Origin of the sequence: Streptomyces showdoensis (genome assembly GCF_039535475.1) — a bacterium.
In the GTDB taxonomy this organism is placed as follows: domain Bacteria; phylum Actinomycetota; class Actinomycetes; order Streptomycetales; family Streptomycetaceae; genus Streptomyces; species Streptomyces showdoensis.
The window spans coordinates 309,113-323,362 of sequence record NZ_BAAAXG010000002.1 but is presented as its reverse complement, the minus strand read 5'-3'; the positions used below and the strand labels follow the sequence as shown (position 1 = coordinate 323,362).

Here is a 14,250-nt window from a genome sequence, read left to right as displayed (position 1 = left end):
GAACCGGGTGGCGTGCTGCTAGCTTTCCGGAATGCGGCAATTGCCCTCCTTCGACCTGCGCGCCCTCGCCCGGCGGGCGGCCTCGCTGCGGCCGCTGCGCCGCCGCGCCCCCGGCACGCTCACCCTGCCGGAGGCCGAGGACGCGGGCCGGGAGCGGCTGCGGGACCTCGCCGCGCTGCTGTGCGAGCTCGGTTCGGAGCTGCTGCGGGCCGGGAGCCGGACCGCCGAGGTGGAGGCCGCCCTCCACGACGTCGCCGCCCGGTACGGGATGCGGGTCCGCTGCTTCGTCGTGCCGACCGGGCTCTTCGTCCGGGTCGGGGGCGGCCCCGACGGGCGGGGCGGGGAGCTGGACTTCGCGCCGGTCGAGGGGCCGGACCTGCGCCTGGACCAGGTCGAGGCGCTGCAGTCGCTGGTCGAGCGGCTGCGGAAGGAGGGGCTGCCGTTCGAGGAGGTGCGGGCGGCGCTGCGGGCCGAGCGGGAACAGCCCGAACGGTTCAGCCCGGCCACCACCGTGCTCGGCTACGTCCTGCTGACGGTGGGTCTGGGCGCGATGCGGCACGCCACCGTGGCCGCCGTCGCCGGTTACGCCGTCCTCGGACTCGGGGTCGGTCTGCTGCGGCTGTTCGGGGACCGGCTGCCGGCCGGCCGCTCGGCGCTGCCGGTGGTCACGGCGATCCTGGTCACCGCCGTCTCGCTGCGCTGGGCGGGCCCGCTCCTGCACGAGCAGCCCACCGTCCTCTACATCCCGCCGCTGATCGCCTTCCTGCCGGGCGCGGCGCTCACCCTCGGCGCGATCGAACTGGCCACCGGCGCGGCCCTGTCGGGCATCGCCCGGCTCGCGGGCGCCGTCAACGTCCTGCTGCTGCTCGCGCTGGGCATCCTGGTGGGCACCGAGCTGGTGCGCGCCCGGCCGGCCGGCACGCCGCCGTCCGAGGCGCTGGGCGCCTGGGCGCCCTGGGTCGGGGTGCTGCTCCTCGGCTTCGGCTTCCTGCTCTACTTCTCGGCGCCGCCGCGGGTCACCGGCTGGCTGCTGGCCGCCCTGCTGGCCGAGCGGCTGGTGCAGTCGGCGGCGGGCGAACTGGGCGGCGTCACCTTCGGCGCGTTCGCGGCGGGGGTGCTGCTGCCGCCCATGGCCGGCTGGATCGAGCGCCGTTCCAAGACACCGGACCAGGTGGTCTTCCTGCCCTGCTTCTGGCTGCTGGTGCCGGGCGCGGTCGGGCTCACCAGCGTCTCGGAGATCATCGTCGAGGGCGACACCAACGGCGGCCTGGCGAGCCTGGTGAACACCATCGTGACCGTCGCCGCCATCGCACTGGGCGTCCTCGTCGGCGCGGGGCTGCAGCGCAGGACCCGGCTGCGGATCGGCGAACCGTCCCCGGCCGGGCTGCTTGACCCGGATGGCGGAGGGGACGGCACCGGTTCCGGGCCGGTCCGCGAGGGCTGAACCCCCGTACGGCCAGGGGTCCGGCCCGCGCCCGGCCACCGTCCGTGACCGCCCTCCGGCGGGTGGCGGGCGCCCGTTGCTGGTCCAGTGGAGCAAGAACTGCCCGGAAGTCGACGCATCTGGACGGCACTCCATGACCATGTCCCCCTTCGGATCCTTCGGGGGTTCCGACCCCTTCGGCGGCTCCGACCACTTCAACGACCTGCTCAACCGCTTCTTCGGCACGTCCCCCGCGGCCTCTCCCCCGGCCGTCCAGCGGGTGCCGATCGGACGGCTGCTCACCGACTCGGCCCGCGAGCTCCTCGGCCGGGCGACCGACAAGGCCTCCGAGGACGGCAGCTCCGACCTCGACACCGAGCACCTGCTGTGGGCGTGCACCCAGGTCGAACCGGCCCGCGGGCTGCTGGCCCGCGGCGGGGCCGACCCCGACGAACTGGGCAGGGCCGTCGCCGAGGTGCTGCCCGGCGAGAGCGGGGTGCCGTCCGCCGAGCCCGGACTCACGCCGGCCGCCAAGCGGGTGCTGCTGCGCGCCTACGAACGGTCGCGGGAGTCCGGGGTCTCGTACATCGGCCCCGAGCACATCCTCGGCGCGCTCCTCGACACCCCGTCCTCGGCCGCGGCCAAGCTGCTCGGCTCGTACGGCACGGACGTCGGGACGCTGCGCTCCACCGCCGACCGTGCCGTACGAGCCGAGGCCCCGCCGGCGGCGAAGCCCGAGTCGAAGACGCCGACCCTGGACGAGTACGGCCGGGACCTCACCGAGGAGGCCCGGGCCGGGAAGCTGGACCCGGTGGTCGGCCGGGCCGAGGAGATCGAGCAGACCGTGGAGATCCTCTCCCGCCGCTCGAAGAACAACCCGGTGCTCATCGGCGAGCCCGGCGTCGGCAAGACCGCGATCGTCGAGGGCCTCGCGCAGCGGATCGTCGCGGGCGAGGTGCCCCGCACCCTGGAGGGCCGACGGGTCGTCGCCCTCGACCTCTCGGGGCTGGTCGCCGGGGCGCAGTACCGCGGCCAGTTCGAGGAGCGGCTGAAGAAGGTCATCGACGAGGTGAAGGAGGCCGCCGACTCGACGGTGCTGTTCATCGACGAGCTGCACACCGTGGTCGGCGCGGGCGCCGCCGGCGAGGGCGCGATGGACGCGGGCAACATGCTGAAACCGGCCCTCGCGCGGGGCGAGCTGCACGTCGTCGGCGCGACCACGATCGACGAGTACCGGCGGTACGTGGAGAAGGACGCGGCCCTGGAGCGGCGCTTCCAGCCGGTGCTCATCCCCGAGCCGACCGTCGAGGAGACCATCGGCATCCTGGAGGGCCTGCGGGACCGTTACGAGGCCCACCACCAGGTGCGCTACGGCGACGACGCCCTGGCCGCGGCGGCCGAGCTGTCCGACCGCTACGTCCGGGACCGCTTCCTGCCCGACAAGGCGATCGACCTCATGGACCACACCGGCGCGCGGGTGCGGCTGCGCTCGCTGGGCCGGTCCACCGAGGCGGTCGAGCGCGAGGACAGGCTGGCCAAGCTGCGCCGCGAGAAGGACGAAGCGGTGGCGGCGGAGGACTTCGAGCGCGCCAACGGCATCAAGCAGGACATCGCCCGGGTCGAGGGCGAGCTCGCGGGCATCGAGGAGCGCCGCGAGGGCGTCCTGGAGGTGACGCCCGCGGACATCGCCGAGGTCCTGTCGCGGCGCACCGGCATCCCGGTGACGCAGATGACCGAGAACGAGAAGGAGCGGCTGCTCAAGCTGGAGGACGCCCTGCACAGCCGGGTGGTCGGCCAGGACGAGGCGGTCGTGGCGATCGCCCAGGCCGTGCGCCGCAACCGGGCGGGCATGGGCGACCCCAAGCGGCCCGTGGGCTCCTTCCTCTTCCTCGGCCCGACGGGCGTCGGCAAGACCGAGCTGGCCAAGGCGCTGGCGGAGCTGCTCTTCGGCGACGAGGACCGGCTGATCCGCTTCGACATGAGCGAGTTCCAGGAGAAGCACACGGTCTCCCGGCTGGTCGGGGCGCCGCCCGGGTACGTGGGGCACGAGGAGGCCGGCCAGCTGACCGAGAAGGTGCGCCGCCAGCCGTACAGCGTGCTGCTCTTCGACGAGGTGGAGAAGGCGCACCCGGACGTCTTCAACACGCTGCTCCAGGTGCTGGACGACGGGCGGCTCACCGACGCCCAGGGCCGTACGGTCGACTTCCGGCACTGCGTGGTCATCATGACCTCGAACATCGGCGCCCAGCGGATCCTGGCCCACCACGGCGACGTCTCGGAGATCCGCGAGGAGCTCAAACAGGACCTGCGGGACTACTTCCGGCCCGAGTTCCTCAACCGGATCGACGAGACGATCATCTTCCACGGTCTCGGCGAGGAGGACCTGTCGCGGATCTTCGACCTGCTGATCGACCAGAGCAAGCGGCGGGTCAGGGCGCAGGGGCTGGACCTGGAGGTGACGGAGGCGGCGAAGAAGCTGCTCGTCGCCCACGGGCACCAGCCGGAGTTCGGCGCCCGGCCGCTGCGCCGCACGATCCAGACGGAGCTGGACAACCGGATCGCCTCGCTGCTGCTGGGCGGCGAGGCCGACCCCGGGGACAAGGTGGTCGCCGACATCCAGAACGACGCGCTCGTGTGCCGGATCGAGAAGCCGGCGGAGGCCGCGGCGGAGGCCTGAGGCCCCCCGGTTCGCCATCCCCGGTGCGCGTCCCCGGGTACGCGCCCGTTCGGACCCGCCCGGCTTGCGGCGGGTCCGGGCCGGGTGACGATCGGAGGGACGCATCCGCCGTTCCACCGGAGGGGATCCCATGGACCCGCAGCAGTCGCCCTACGGACCGCCGTCGACCTGGGAGTCCGCCCGGGGCCCCGTCCCGGAGCCCGCCCGGGGGCCTCGGCTCGACCCGGCCCGGCTGTGGTCGGGCGGGGTGATGACCGCGGTCGTGGCCTCCCTGATGGCGGTGGTGGGGGTGCTCCTGGTGCGCGGGGTGCTCGGCATCCCGGTCTTCGCGCCGGAGGGCGACGGCGCCATGGGCGACGCCTCCACCGGACTGCTCGCGGGCGGTGCCGCCGTCGCCGCGCTCGCGGCGACGGCCCTGCTGCACCTGCTGATCCTGGGCACGCCCCAGCCGGGCCGCTTCTTCTCCTGGATCGTGGGCCTGGCGACGGTGGTGATGGTGCTGCTGCCGTTCACGACGGGGCTGCCGCTGGACGCGAAGATCGGGACGGCCGCGGTCTACCTGGCGATCGGCGTCACGATCGGCTCGCTGCTCTCGGCGGTCGCCCGGGGCGCGGTCCGCGGGGACTGACCGGGCCCTTCGGACGGCTCCCCGCGAAGGTCCGCCTCAGCTCCGGTTCTTGTCCCATTCCAGGGTGACCTTGATGTTCGCGGTCGCGGTCCCCTGGACCACGAGCGCGGTGAGCTTGCCCGCCTCGACGCCGAGCTGGCAGCCGAACTCGACCACCGCGCGGTCGGGCGCCGCCTGGTGCAGGGCGTCGCCGAGCTGTCCCGCGAGGGAGGACAGCGCGGCGGTGACACCCGACAGGTCGGGCAGCCGGTCGTGCAGGCCTTCGAGCTCGTCGGACGCCGACTCGGCGACGAGCGTCTCCACCTCCACGTACATCACGCCGTCGGCGAGTTCGACCTTGGTCATCGCTGTCATCGTCACTCCTCGGTACGTACGGGGGTGAGCGGCCGGTCCGGGCTCAGAGCGCGGGCCTGAGCGCTCCGGAGGCGTGCGGGCCGGCGGGGGCGGCGGGACCGAGGGCGCTGCCCCGGCGCCACTCGGCCCAGCTGAGGTTCCAGTCTCCGTAACCGTTGTCGAAGGGGCTCATCGGCTCGCCGAGGCCGTTGACGACCCGGACGAGGTCGCCCTCGCGGACGGTGTGGAAGAACCAGGCCGCGTCCTCGGTGCTCATGCCGGTGCAGCCGTGGCTGACGTCCTCGCTCCCCTGCGCGTCCAGCGACCAGGGGGCGGCGTGCAGGTACTCGCCGCTCCAGGTCACCCGGGTCGCCCAGCGGACCTTCAGGTCGAAGAAGTCCTTGTTGCCGCGCGTGATGCCGATGGAGTCGCCGCGCATGCGGACGGTGGCCTCCTTGCCGAGGACCACCTTGACGCCCTCGCGGGTGCGGTAGCCGGCCTTGCCCGTGGTGACCGGGATGGTGCGGATCACCTGGCCGTCGCGGTACACGGTCATGGTGTGCGCGGCGACGTCGGTGACGGCCTCGACGTGGTCGCCGGTGGTGAGCGTGAGCGGTTCGGAGGGGCCGCCGTAGAGGCCGTCGGCGACGCGGACCCGGTCGAGTGCGCTGTGCACGCGGATGGTGGCGCGGGCCGGCCAGTAGGTGCGCGGCCGGTAGTGGAGGGTGGTGGGTCCGACCCAGTGCCAGGCGCCGTCGACCCGGGGGGTGGAGCGGACCTCAAGGGCCCGCTCGACGGTGCGCCGGGCCTCCGGGTCGTCGGCGGGCACGGGGTGGCTGAGCTCGGCGGTGATCGGCTGGCCGACCCCGTAGGTGTCCTCGCCGGGGGCTCCTTCGCGGACGGGGCCGAGTTCGGCGGTGAGCCGTTCGCCCGTCGGCGACGCCGCGGTACGCAGGTCGAGACGGGCGCGCTCGCGGCGGAAGCGTCCCGCGTCGGTGCGTTCGACGACGAGGCGCGCGGTGTAGCGGCCGTCGGCGCGGAGCGGCACCGTGCTGGTCCAGCGGTCCCCGTCGGCGCTGACGGCTCCGGCGACCCGGCGGCCCTGGTGGTCGGTGACGGTGACGTCGGCGAGCCGTCCGGGGCTGAGCAGGGCGAGGCCGAGGGGGCCGCGGGGGGTGCGGCCGTCGAGGGCGAGGGCGGCCCGGCGGCCGTCGAGGAGGACGGTGCGGCGGGGGATGGTGCACGGTCCGCCGGTCGCGGCGGGGCAGGCGTCGACGCTGACGAGCGCGGGGGGCCGCGGGGAGCTCGGGGGCGTAGCCGGCCGGCGGCCGGGCGGCGTTGACGGCGAGGACGGCTCCGGCCGCGAGGGAGAGCGCACCCCACCCCTTGATGCTGTTGATTGACGCCACGTCGGGCACCCACCCCTTCTCACCTGCGCCGAACCGGTCCGACGGGTGCATCAAAACCGATCCGGGGCCGAAAAGATGATCACATGACCGGGCGTGGCGCAGGAGAGGGCCGCGAGACGACTCGAAAGCACCAACGGGGGCGGGTGCGGGAGTCAGTGGGGCGTCGCCGCGCCGGGCGCGAAGGGTTCCCCGTGTCCGGGCACGACGAGGACCGGGCCGAGGGCGAGGACCGCGCGGCGCGAGGCGTGCAGGGCCTCGGGGTCGGTCGCGTAGGGGTCCTCCGGAGGTCCTTCGGCGGACCACCAGAGGTGGGTGAGGACGACGAGACCGTCGGCGGTGTCGACGAGGGTGCTGATGTCCTCCGGGGTGTGCCCGGGTGTGGCGGCGAGCCGGATCGACGGGGAGAGCGCGAAGCCGTCGGCGGGGCGGTCGGTCCACAGGTCGTCCTGGTAGATCGCCCAGTGGTCGTGGTAGCGGGCGGCGGGGAAGAGGGCCGCGTTGAGCGTGTGGTCGGGGTGGTGATGGCTGAACACGACGTCGGTGACCTGCTCGGGCGTCACGCCCGCCGCGGCGAGCGGGGCCAGGATGAGGGAGCGGTCGGCGACCATGCCGGGGTCGACCACGACGAGGGTGTCCCCGTCGCGGAGCAGGGAGACGGTGGAGGCGGTGCGCGGGCCGACGTAGCCGGCGGTCAGAACGGTCACGGTGGCGGTCATGCGCGCACGCTAGCGCGTGGCGCTGGGCCGTTCGGGGGAATTCCCCGGAGCCGTGACGGCGGTCGGGCGTTCGCGGGCACCGGCGCGCTCAGCGCGGGACCTCCGGCAGTTCCTCGCCGGTCTCCAGGAGCGACTTCAGGCTGGAGATCAGGGCGGGCCAGCCCTCGCCCACCAGGCCGCGGATCGTGCCGTCGGGCTCCAGGTCGTCGTGGACGACGGTGAGTCTGACCATGTCCCCGGCGGGGTCGATCGCGAACGTCACCTTGGAGCGCCGCTCGGCGGCGAGCCGGGCGTAGGTCTCCGGGTCGATCCGGACCGCCTCGGCCCAGGCGGGTGTGAAGGTGTGCCAGGTGTAGGCGAGCCGGCGGCCGGGCTCGGCGTCGAGGACGACCTGCTCGGGGTCGGCGGTCCTGCGGCCGTTCTCGTCCCAGACCATGGCGGAACCGGCGGCCCAGTCGGTCTCGAAGGCCACGCCCCAGTAGCGGCGGGTGAGTGCGGGCTCGGTCAGCGCCTGCCACAGTTCGTCGGGGGTGGTGCGGATGTACGTCGTGTAGACGAACGCGTTGCTGTCCATCGGAGCTTGCTCCCTTGCGGACTTCGGGTCGGCGGGGGCGGTGACCGGGGCGGCCTTCGGATAGTGCAGCTTCTCCCGCGGCCTCCCGCGCCGCACCGCGACGGGCAGCCGTTCGGCCGCACGGCGGAGGAGCGCGAGCGCACCGACCGCGCGATCCGCTGCCGGCCCCGCGGCCACGACCCGACCGTCCCCGCCGCGCGAGCAGGGCCGAGGGGCGCGCCTCGGGGGCCGTCAGGCCGCGTTCGGCAAGGAAGCTCCGTACCGCCTCGTGCGCGGGATTCCTCCTCGGCACCAGGATCTCGCGCTCCGCGGGGTCGCGCACGCGCTCCGGGGCGCACGCGGGGCGGCCCGCACCGCCCTTCCGCCCGCCCCTCACCAGGGCTTTCATCGGTGAATAGGTGCGGAGGAAACTATTGGACGAACTGCTAGTTTGTCCGGATGTCTCTCAAGCACGCGGTCCTGGCGGCCCTTCTGGAGGGCGAGGCGTCCGGATACGACCTGGCCAAGCTCTTCGACGTGTCCGTGGCCAACTTCTGGGCGGCCACGCCGCAGCAGCTCTACCGGGAGCTGGACCGGCTCTCCGAGGCCGGTCTGATCGCGGCCCGGGTGGTGCAGCAGGAACGCCGCCCCAACAAGCGCATGTTCACCCTCACCGAGGCCGGCCGCAAGGACCTCGTGGCCTACACCGCGCATCCGCCGAGGCCGACGGCCGTGCGTGACGAGCTCATGGTGCAGGTGCAGGCCTGCGACGAGGGCGACACGGCCGCGGTGCGCGAGCACGTGCGCGGACGGATGGAGTGGGCCCGCGGCAAGATCGCGCGCTACGAGCGGCTGCGCGAGTGGCTGCTCGACGGGCGGGACGAGGAGACCTATCTGCGCGAGGCCGAGCGGGTCGGCCCGTACCTGACGCTGATGCGCGGCCGGGCCTTCGAGGAGGAGAACGTGCGCTGGGGCGAGCGGGTCCTGGCGGTGCTCGCCGCCCGCGAGGCCTCCCCGCGGGTGCGCCAGGACCGGTGACGTCCGCGGCTACCGTGCGGTAGCGTCGCTCCGCATGAACGTCGGTGAGATCGTCGAGGACTTCACTCTTCCGGATGAAACGGGGACGCCCCGCTCCCTCTCCGGACTGCTGGCCGGAGGGCCCGTCGTCCTCTTCTTCTACCCTGCCGCCCTGACTCCCGGGTGTACGGCGGAGGCCTGCCACTTCCGTGACCTGGCGGGCGAGTTCCGCGCGGTCGGCGCGGGACCCGTCGGCATCAGTACGGACGAGGTGGAGCGGCAGCAGGAGTTCGCCGACCGCCACTCGCTCGGCTACCCGCTGCTCTCCGACCCCACGGGGGCCGTACGGGACCGGTTCGGGGTGAAGCGGGGCTTCTCGCTGGCGCCGACGAAGCGGGTCACGTTCGTGATCGACCAGGACCGGAAGGTGCTGGAGGTCGTGCGCAGCGAGCTGCGGATGAGCGCCCATGCGGACCGGGCGCTCGCCGCCCTCAGGGCACGCGTGCGCTGAGTTCCCCGCCTCAGACGCCGAGCAGCTTGGCCTTGGCCGCCGTGAACTCCTCCGGGGTCAGCAGGCCCTGCCGGGCGAGTTCGCCGAGCCTGGTCAGCTGGTCGATGACCGAGGAAGGGTCGGCGGCCGGGGGTGCCGCCGCGACGGGCTGGGCCGGCGGCGGGGGCGGCGCGACCGGCTGCGCCTGCTGGGCCGCCTGGAGGTCGGCGATGGCCTGTTCCTGGTCCTGTTCCCGGCGGGAGCTGCGCGCCGCGCTGCGGCCGGCCGCGTAGGCGGCGCCGCCGACGAGCGCGCCGCGCAGCAGCGGGGCTCCCGCGGGCCGGACGACCGGGCGGACGAGGGGACGTCGACGCATGAACATCGCGGTCAGCTCCTGACGGCCGTGGTCGCGGCCGTGGCGACGGCCTCCCGGTAGGCGGTGCGCGCCTGTTCGACGAACTCGTGCGGGATCGGCACCCGTCCGGCGACGTGCCCGCCCGCCTCGCGGACGGCCTGGGCGGCCTCGGCCGCCCAGACGTGTTCGACGAGCAGCATGAGGGCGCAGGAGCCGGGTTCGAGGGTCTCGGCCACCTCGGCGGCGTCCTCCGGCCCGAGCAGGTTGGCCTCGGGGCCGATCTCGGCGGCGGCCTCCTCGTACTCCTCGTAGTCGGCGAGCTCGGAGCCGGAGACCTCGCCGGTGGCCGACTTGGTGACGACCAGCGAGTCGATGAGCCGCACCTGCCCCGCCTTGCGCAGGTCGGCGACGGCCGTGACCGCGGCGACCTTGAGCCGCTCACCGGGAAAGGCGAGCACCAGACATTCCACCGGCCCCATGTGACTCCCTCTGGTACGAGTGCCGTTCGCTTGCGCCCGCCCATCCGAACACGGTCCCGCCGGGTCCGCACCCGGAGCCGGCCACGACATGCGGGACCGCACGGGGTCGGCGAGGATCACTTTCACGCCGGCTGTTCCAGGCCGTCGGGAAACGGAGTACAGGCATGGACGACTACCCCCTGCTCAACCTCTTCTGGACCATGCTCTGGTTCTTCCTCTGGATCATGTGGCTCTTCCTGCTCTTCAAGGTCATCACGGACATCTTCCGCGACCACGAGCTGAGCGGCTGGGGCAAGGCCGGCTGGCTGATCCTCTGCATCCTGCTGCCCTATCTGGGCGTGCTGATCTACGTCATCGCCCGTGGCAAGGGGATGGGCAAGCGCGACCTCAAGCAGGCGCAGGAGAGCGAGGCCGCGTTCCAGGACTACATCCGCAAGACCGCGGGCAGCGGGGCGGGCGGAGGCACCGGCGGCAGCGCCGACGAGCTCGCGCGGCTCGCCGAGCTGAAGGACAAGGGAGCCATCACGGACGAGGAGTTCGAGAAGGCGAAGGCCAAGGTCCTGTCCTGACCGGACGGAACGGCGAGGAGCACGAGGCGCCGTCGGACCTCCCCCGCTCGCTGCTGCGCGCGGCGAGCGCGGAGCCGGCCCGGCTGCCGGAACTCCTCGCCGACTTCGCCACCCGCCGGCTGGGCCACGGGGCCGGCCGGACGGTGGAGCGGCTGCGCACGGCGCATCCCGACGAGACCCCGGAGCGGCTGCGCGCCCGGATCGTGGCGCGCGGCAACCGGGCGGCGACGTCCGAGGGCGCCTTCGTGGGCGGGCCGTTCATGCTGTTCATCCCGTTCGCGTTCTGCGCTGCCCTCCTCTCCCAGGCCCGCATGATGCTGGAACTCGCGGCGCTGGAGGGCCGCGATCCGGCCGACCCCGAGCGGACCGCCGAACTGCTCGTCCTGCAGGGGGTGTACGAGGACACCGACGCGGCGCGGGCCGGGCTCGCCGCCCCGCACGCGCCACCCGCCCGGCGGCCGGGGCGGCTCGGCGCCCTGTGGGCGCTGGTCCTGCGGATGGCCCGACTGCTCGGCCTCGCCACCCCCGAGGAGGGCCCGCGGACCAGGCTCCTCGTGCGGATCGGCCAGTGGCTGCTCGTCGTCGTGGTGTTCCTGGTCGGTCTGGTGGCCCCACTGGTCTGGCTGCCGTACATGGCCGTCTCGTACCACCGCAGCACGGCCCGGGTCGCGGACCGCGCGACGCTGTTCTACGCCGGGGCGCGGCTGCCGCGCCGTTCCGGGCGGCTCGACCCGGCGATGGTGGTCGCCTCACTGCGGGCCGTGCTGTCCCTGCTCGTCCCCCTGGTGGCGCTCACGGTGGTCGCGCTCACGGACGCCCGGATCGCCGACCGGCAGTGGCCGGTCCTGGGCATCACGCTGTTCACGGGGTCGATGGCGGTCGGCGGCTGGTGGCTGTGGCGGCACCACAAGCGGCGGCACGGAGAACCCGACCCTTAATACGCATGCCAGATACGCCTTTGATACGGTCGTTCCGTGCGGTTGACGAAATTCACCGACCTGGCGCTGCGAGCCGTGATGCGCCTGGCGGTCTCCGGGCAGGACGACTCCCCCACCACACGGGAGGTGGCGGAGTCCATGGCCGTCCCCCACGCCCACATGGCGAAGGTGGTCACGCGCCTCCAGCACCTCGGCGTGGTCGAGGCGCGGCGCGGCCGGGGCGGCGGGCTGACGCTGACCGAGCTCGGCCGGCGTTCCTCGGTGGGCTGGCTGGCCCGGACCCTGGAGGGCGAGGAGGAGGTCGTCGCCTGTGAGGGCGATCCTCCGTGTCCGCTGCGTACGGCCTGCCGGCTGCGCGGCGCACTGCGGGAGGCACAGGAGGCCTTCTACCGCACCCTCGATCCGCTGACCGTCGCGGAGCTGGTCGAGTCCCCCACCGGCCCGGTGCTCGTCGCCCTGTCCGCGGGCCGCCGCACCGACTGACCGAGCCCCGCCACTCCCCCGCGCACCCGCGGGGCTTCCACACCTCTTTAAATACGTAGATCATCTACCACTTATGGAGCCGCCATGCTGTCCGAGCAGGCCACCCCGGTCGTCCGCGCCACCCTCCCCGCCGTCGGCGGGGCGCTCGACGAGATCACCGAACGGTTCTACGCGGGGCTCTTCGCCGCCCACCCCGAGCTGCTGCGGGACCTCTTCAACCGCGGCAACCAGGCCACCGGCGACCAGCGCAAGGCCCTGGCCGGCTCCATAGCCGCCTTCGCCGGGGCGCTGCTGGAGCAGCCCGGGGCCCGCCCCGACGTGATGCTCTCCCGGATCGCCCACAAGCACGCCTCGCTCGGCGTCACCTCCGCGCAGTACAAGGTGGTCCACGAGCACCTCTTCGCCGCGATCGCCGCCGTGCTCGGCGAGGCCGTGACGCCCGAGGTCGCCCGCGCCTGGGACGAGGTGTACTGGCTGATGGCCAACGCCCTCATCGCCATCGAGGCCCGGCTCTACCAGGAGCAGGGCGTCGCGGAGGGGCAGGTGTGGCAGCCGATGGAGATCGCCGAACGGCGCACCGAGACCCCCGACACCGCCTCCTTCGTGCTGCGCCACGTCGACGGCCGGCCGGCCGGCGCGTTCCGCCCCGGCCAGTACGTCAGCGTCCAGGTCACGCTCCCCGACGGCGCCCGGCAGATCCGCCAGTACAGCCTCTCCGCCGCGCCCGGCCGACCCGAATGGCGCATCACCGTCAAGCGGGTCGACGGCGACCCGGCCGGCGAGGTCTCGTCCTGGCTGCACGCGCACGCGGCCGTCGGCGACCGGCTCACCGTCTCGGCGCCGTTCGGCGACCTCGTCCTCCCCGAGGGCGAGGGTCCGCTGCTGCTCGCCTCCGCCGGCATCGGCTCGACGCCCATGCTGGCGATGCTCGACCACCTCGCGGCCACCGGCTCGAACCGCCCGGTGACCGTCGTCCACGCCGACCGCTCCCCCGAGAGCCACGCACACCGCGAGGAGCTGCGCCGCCTGGTCGACGCGCTGCCGCAGGGCTCGCTGCACCTCTGGTACGAGGAACCGGGCGCCGCCGACGCCGGGCGCGGCCGGGCCCGGATCGCGGAACTCGACCTGCCGACGGACCTCACCGCCTACCTCTGCGGCCCGCTGCCCTTCATGCGCGCGGTGCGCGGCGACCTGCTCGCCCGCGGGGTGGCCCCGGCGGCGGTCCACTACGAGGTCTTCGGCCCCGACCTGTGGCTGGGCGGCGAGGCCTGACCGGCTGCAGCTTCCTGCAATCCGATGGGCCATAGCTTTATCGCCCGGGATATTGCATAGTGATGCCGCTAAATCACCTCATGATCAGTGGCAGGAGCGGGCGGATGGGTACGGCGCAGAAGGCGGTTCGCGGGCTCGCCCTGGACATCGGCAGCTCACGCACCCGGGTGTGGGCACCCGGCGCGGGCGTCGTCGCGGACGTGCCCAGCGGGCCGGTGCGGCGCGGGCGGGTCACCGACGCCACCCCGCACCGGCGGCTGCTCCGCCAGGTCGCCGAGTCGGCGTTCGGCGGAACGATGGACGAGGCCGTCGTGATGCTCTGCCACCCGGTGCTGGCCGGCCCGGCGGAACGCGAGGAGGCCCGGCGGATGGTCGCCGGGCTCGGTCCGGCGCGGATCGTGTCGGTGAACAGCGCCCGCGCGGCCGCGGCCTACGCGGGCCCCTCGGGCGGCGGCCCGCTGCTCGTGGTCGACCTGGGGGCGGAGCTGACCGAGGTCACCCTGCTCGTCGACGGCGCCGTCCAGGACGCCCGCCTGGCCGAGGTCGGCCTCGACGACCTCGCGGAGGCGGGCGGTTCGCCGGGGGCGGTCGTGCACGCGGCCGCGGAGATGGTCGTGGACCTGTGGCGGCGGGACTCGACGGGCGCGGTCCGCGGAGCGCTGGGCCGCGGCGTCCTGGTGACCGGCGGCGGTGCGCTCCGTCTCGACCTGACCAGCCGCCTCGCCCTGCGCCTCGGCGTCCGGCTGCGTCTGGCGAACGACCCGGCCACCAGCACGGTGCGGGGCGCGGGACTGCTGCTCTCCTCGGCCCTGCGACACCCGGGCGGCCCGCGCGGCTGACCGTCCGGCGGAACGCCGCGCCCCGCCTCCCCGGAGCTTAGGGGGCGGGGCGCGGGCGTCCGGCGGGGG

General features: G+C 74.1%; 16 protein-coding genes. 10 read left to right on the top strand and 6 right to left on the bottom strand.

Translation table 11 applies throughout. The annotated features are described in order from the left end of the window. Positions 1 to 31: 31 nt before the first annotated feature. The 3 genes from ABD981_RS01470 (at position 32) to ABD981_RS01460 (ending at position 4,728) form a co-directional block, all read left to right on the top strand. Positions 32 to 1,444, top strand: coding sequence for a threonine/serine exporter family protein (locus ABD981_RS01470; protein ID WP_123955146.1), 1,413 nt, complete (start codon positions 32 to 34; stop codon positions 1,442 to 1,444). Between the two features lie 133 nt (positions 1,445 to 1,577). After that, positions 1,578 to 4,100, top strand: a complete 2,523-nt coding sequence (locus ABD981_RS01465; RefSeq protein WP_046911542.1) for an ATP-dependent Clp protease ATP-binding subunit — start codon at positions 1,578 to 1,580, stop codon at positions 4,098 to 4,100. Positions 4,101 to 4,230: 130 nt separating this feature from the next. Further along, on the top strand, positions 4,231 to 4,728 hold the full coding sequence (locus ABD981_RS01460) for a DUF6069 family protein (protein WP_046911541.1): 498 nt from the start codon (positions 4,231 to 4,233) through the stop codon (positions 4,726 to 4,728). Positions 4,729 to 4,764: 36 nt separating this feature from the next. Here the strand turns inward: ABD981_RS01460 and ABD981_RS01455 are convergent, their stop codons facing one another. The 4 genes from ABD981_RS01455 to ABD981_RS01440 form a co-directional block, all read right to left on the bottom strand. Further along, entirely contained in the window at positions 4,765 to 5,082 is a 318-nt protein-coding gene (locus ABD981_RS01455) for a CU044_2847 family protein (RefSeq protein WP_046911540.1), read from the bottom strand. Between the two features lie 43 nt (positions 5,083 to 5,125). Then, positions 5,126 to 6,439 (bottom strand): L,D-transpeptidase, encoded by a 1,314-nt coding sequence (locus ABD981_RS01450; protein WP_345527479.1) that lies wholly within the window; start codon positions 6,437 to 6,439, stop codon positions 5,126 to 5,128. A gap of 183 nt (positions 6,440 to 6,622) precedes the next feature. Then, positions 6,623 to 7,186, bottom strand: a complete 564-nt coding sequence (locus tag ABD981_RS01445) for an MBL fold metallo-hydrolase (RefSeq protein ID WP_046911539.1) — start codon at positions 7,184 to 7,186, stop codon at positions 6,623 to 6,625. 88 nt (positions 7,187 to 7,274) lie between these two features. After that, complete coding sequence (locus ABD981_RS01440; protein ID WP_046911557.1) at positions 7,275 to 7,760, bottom strand: SRPBCC family protein; 486 nt, start codon at positions 7,758 to 7,760, stop codon at positions 7,275 to 7,277. Between the two features lie 438 nt (positions 7,761 to 8,198). Here ABD981_RS01440 and ABD981_RS01435 point away from each other — a divergent pair, with 438 nt between their 5' ends. Beyond that, the gene (locus ABD981_RS01435; RefSeq protein ID WP_046911538.1) at positions 8,199 to 8,777 is read left to right on the top strand and encodes a PadR family transcriptional regulator; all 579 of its coding nucleotides are present in this window, start codon (positions 8,199 to 8,201) and stop codon (positions 8,775 to 8,777) included. A gap of 34 nt (positions 8,778 to 8,811) precedes the next feature. Further along, positions 8,812 to 9,267, top strand: coding sequence for a peroxiredoxin (locus ABD981_RS01430; RefSeq protein WP_046911537.1), 456 nt, complete (start codon positions 8,812 to 8,814; stop codon positions 9,265 to 9,267). 10 nt (positions 9,268 to 9,277) lie between these two features. Here the strand turns inward: ABD981_RS01430 and ABD981_RS01425 are convergent, their stop codons facing one another. Beyond that, positions 9,278 to 9,622 carry an SHOCT domain-containing protein gene (locus ABD981_RS01425; protein WP_046911556.1) on the bottom strand — a complete coding sequence of 115 codons (345 nt, stop codon included), beginning with the start codon at positions 9,620 to 9,622 and terminating at the stop codon, positions 9,278 to 9,280. 11 nt (positions 9,623 to 9,633) lie between these two features. Further along, entirely contained in the window at positions 9,634 to 10,080 is a 447-nt protein-coding gene (locus ABD981_RS01420) for a DUF6325 family protein (protein WP_046911536.1), read from the bottom strand. A 164-nt stretch (positions 10,081 to 10,244) separates the two neighbouring features. Between ABD981_RS01420 and ABD981_RS01415 the strand changes: the two genes are divergently transcribed. The 5 genes from ABD981_RS01415 (at position 10,245) to ABD981_RS01395 (ending at position 14,181) form a co-directional block, all read left to right on the top strand. Next, positions 10,245 to 10,649, top strand: coding sequence for an SHOCT domain-containing protein (locus tag ABD981_RS01415; protein ID WP_046911535.1), 405 nt, complete (start codon positions 10,245 to 10,247; stop codon positions 10,647 to 10,649). A gap of 143 nt (positions 10,650 to 10,792) precedes the next feature. After that, on the top strand, positions 10,793 to 11,587 hold the full coding sequence (locus ABD981_RS01410; protein WP_240495461.1) for a hypothetical protein: 795 nt from the start codon (positions 10,793 to 10,795) through the stop codon (positions 11,585 to 11,587). 36 nt (positions 11,588 to 11,623) lie between these two features. Then, the gene (locus ABD981_RS01405) at positions 11,624 to 12,070 is read left to right on the top strand and encodes an RrF2 family transcriptional regulator (protein ID WP_046911534.1); all 447 of its coding nucleotides are present in this window, start codon (positions 11,624 to 11,626) and stop codon (positions 12,068 to 12,070) included. A gap of 84 nt (positions 12,071 to 12,154) precedes the next feature. Further along, entirely contained in the window at positions 12,155 to 13,342 is a 1,188-nt protein-coding gene (locus ABD981_RS01400; RefSeq protein WP_046911533.1) for a globin domain-containing protein, read from the top strand. 104 nt (positions 13,343 to 13,446) lie between these two features. Then, positions 13,447 to 14,181: a rod shape-determining protein gene (locus ABD981_RS01395; RefSeq protein WP_123955142.1), complete on the top strand. Its 735-nt coding sequence runs from the start codon at positions 13,447 to 13,449 to the stop codon at positions 14,179 to 14,181. Positions 14,182 to 14,250 lie beyond the last annotated feature (69 nt).

What these genes read in the sequence shown, in the direction of transcription:
- ABD981_RS01470 (WP_123955146.1), top strand. Translation starts at nt 32, where the DNA reads ATGCGGCAATTGCCCTCCTTCGACCTGCGCGCCCTCGCCCGGCGGGCG.
- ABD981_RS01465 (WP_046911542.1), top strand. Translation starts at nt 1,578, where the DNA reads ATGACCATGTCCCCCTTCGGATCCTTCGGGGGTTCCGACCCCTTCGGC.
- ABD981_RS01460 (WP_046911541.1), top strand. Translation starts at nt 4,231, where the DNA reads ATGGACCCGCAGCAGTCGCCCTACGGACCGCCGTCGACCTGGGAGTCC.
- ABD981_RS01455 (WP_046911540.1), bottom strand. Translation starts at nt 5,082, where the DNA reads ATGACAGCGATGACCAAGGTCGAACTCGCCGACGGCGTGATGTACGTG.
- ABD981_RS01445 (WP_046911539.1), bottom strand. Translation starts at nt 7,186, where the DNA reads ATGACCGCCACCGTGACCGTTCTGACCGCCGGCTACGTCGGCCCGCGC.
- ABD981_RS01440 (WP_046911557.1), bottom strand. Translation starts at nt 7,760, where the DNA reads ATGGACAGCAACGCGTTCGTCTACACGACGTACATCCGCACCACCCCC.
- ABD981_RS01435 (WP_046911538.1), top strand. Translation starts at nt 8,199, where the DNA reads ATGTCTCTCAAGCACGCGGTCCTGGCGGCCCTTCTGGAGGGCGAGGCG.
- ABD981_RS01430 (WP_046911537.1), top strand. Translation starts at nt 8,812, where the DNA reads ATGAACGTCGGTGAGATCGTCGAGGACTTCACTCTTCCGGATGAAACG.
- ABD981_RS01425 (WP_046911556.1), bottom strand. Translation starts at nt 9,622, where the DNA reads ATGCGTCGACGTCCCCTCGTCCGCCCGGTCGTCCGGCCCGCGGGAGCC.
- ABD981_RS01420 (WP_046911536.1), bottom strand. Translation starts at nt 10,080, where the DNA reads ATGGGGCCGGTGGAATGTCTGGTGCTCGCCTTTCCCGGTGAGCGGCTC.
- ABD981_RS01415 (WP_046911535.1), top strand. Translation starts at nt 10,245, where the DNA reads ATGGACGACTACCCCCTGCTCAACCTCTTCTGGACCATGCTCTGGTTC.
- ABD981_RS01400 (WP_046911533.1), top strand. Translation starts at nt 12,155, where the DNA reads ATGCTGTCCGAGCAGGCCACCCCGGTCGTCCGCGCCACCCTCCCCGCC.
- ABD981_RS01395 (WP_123955142.1), top strand. Translation starts at nt 13,447, where the DNA reads ATGGGTACGGCGCAGAAGGCGGTTCGCGGGCTCGCCCTGGACATCGGC.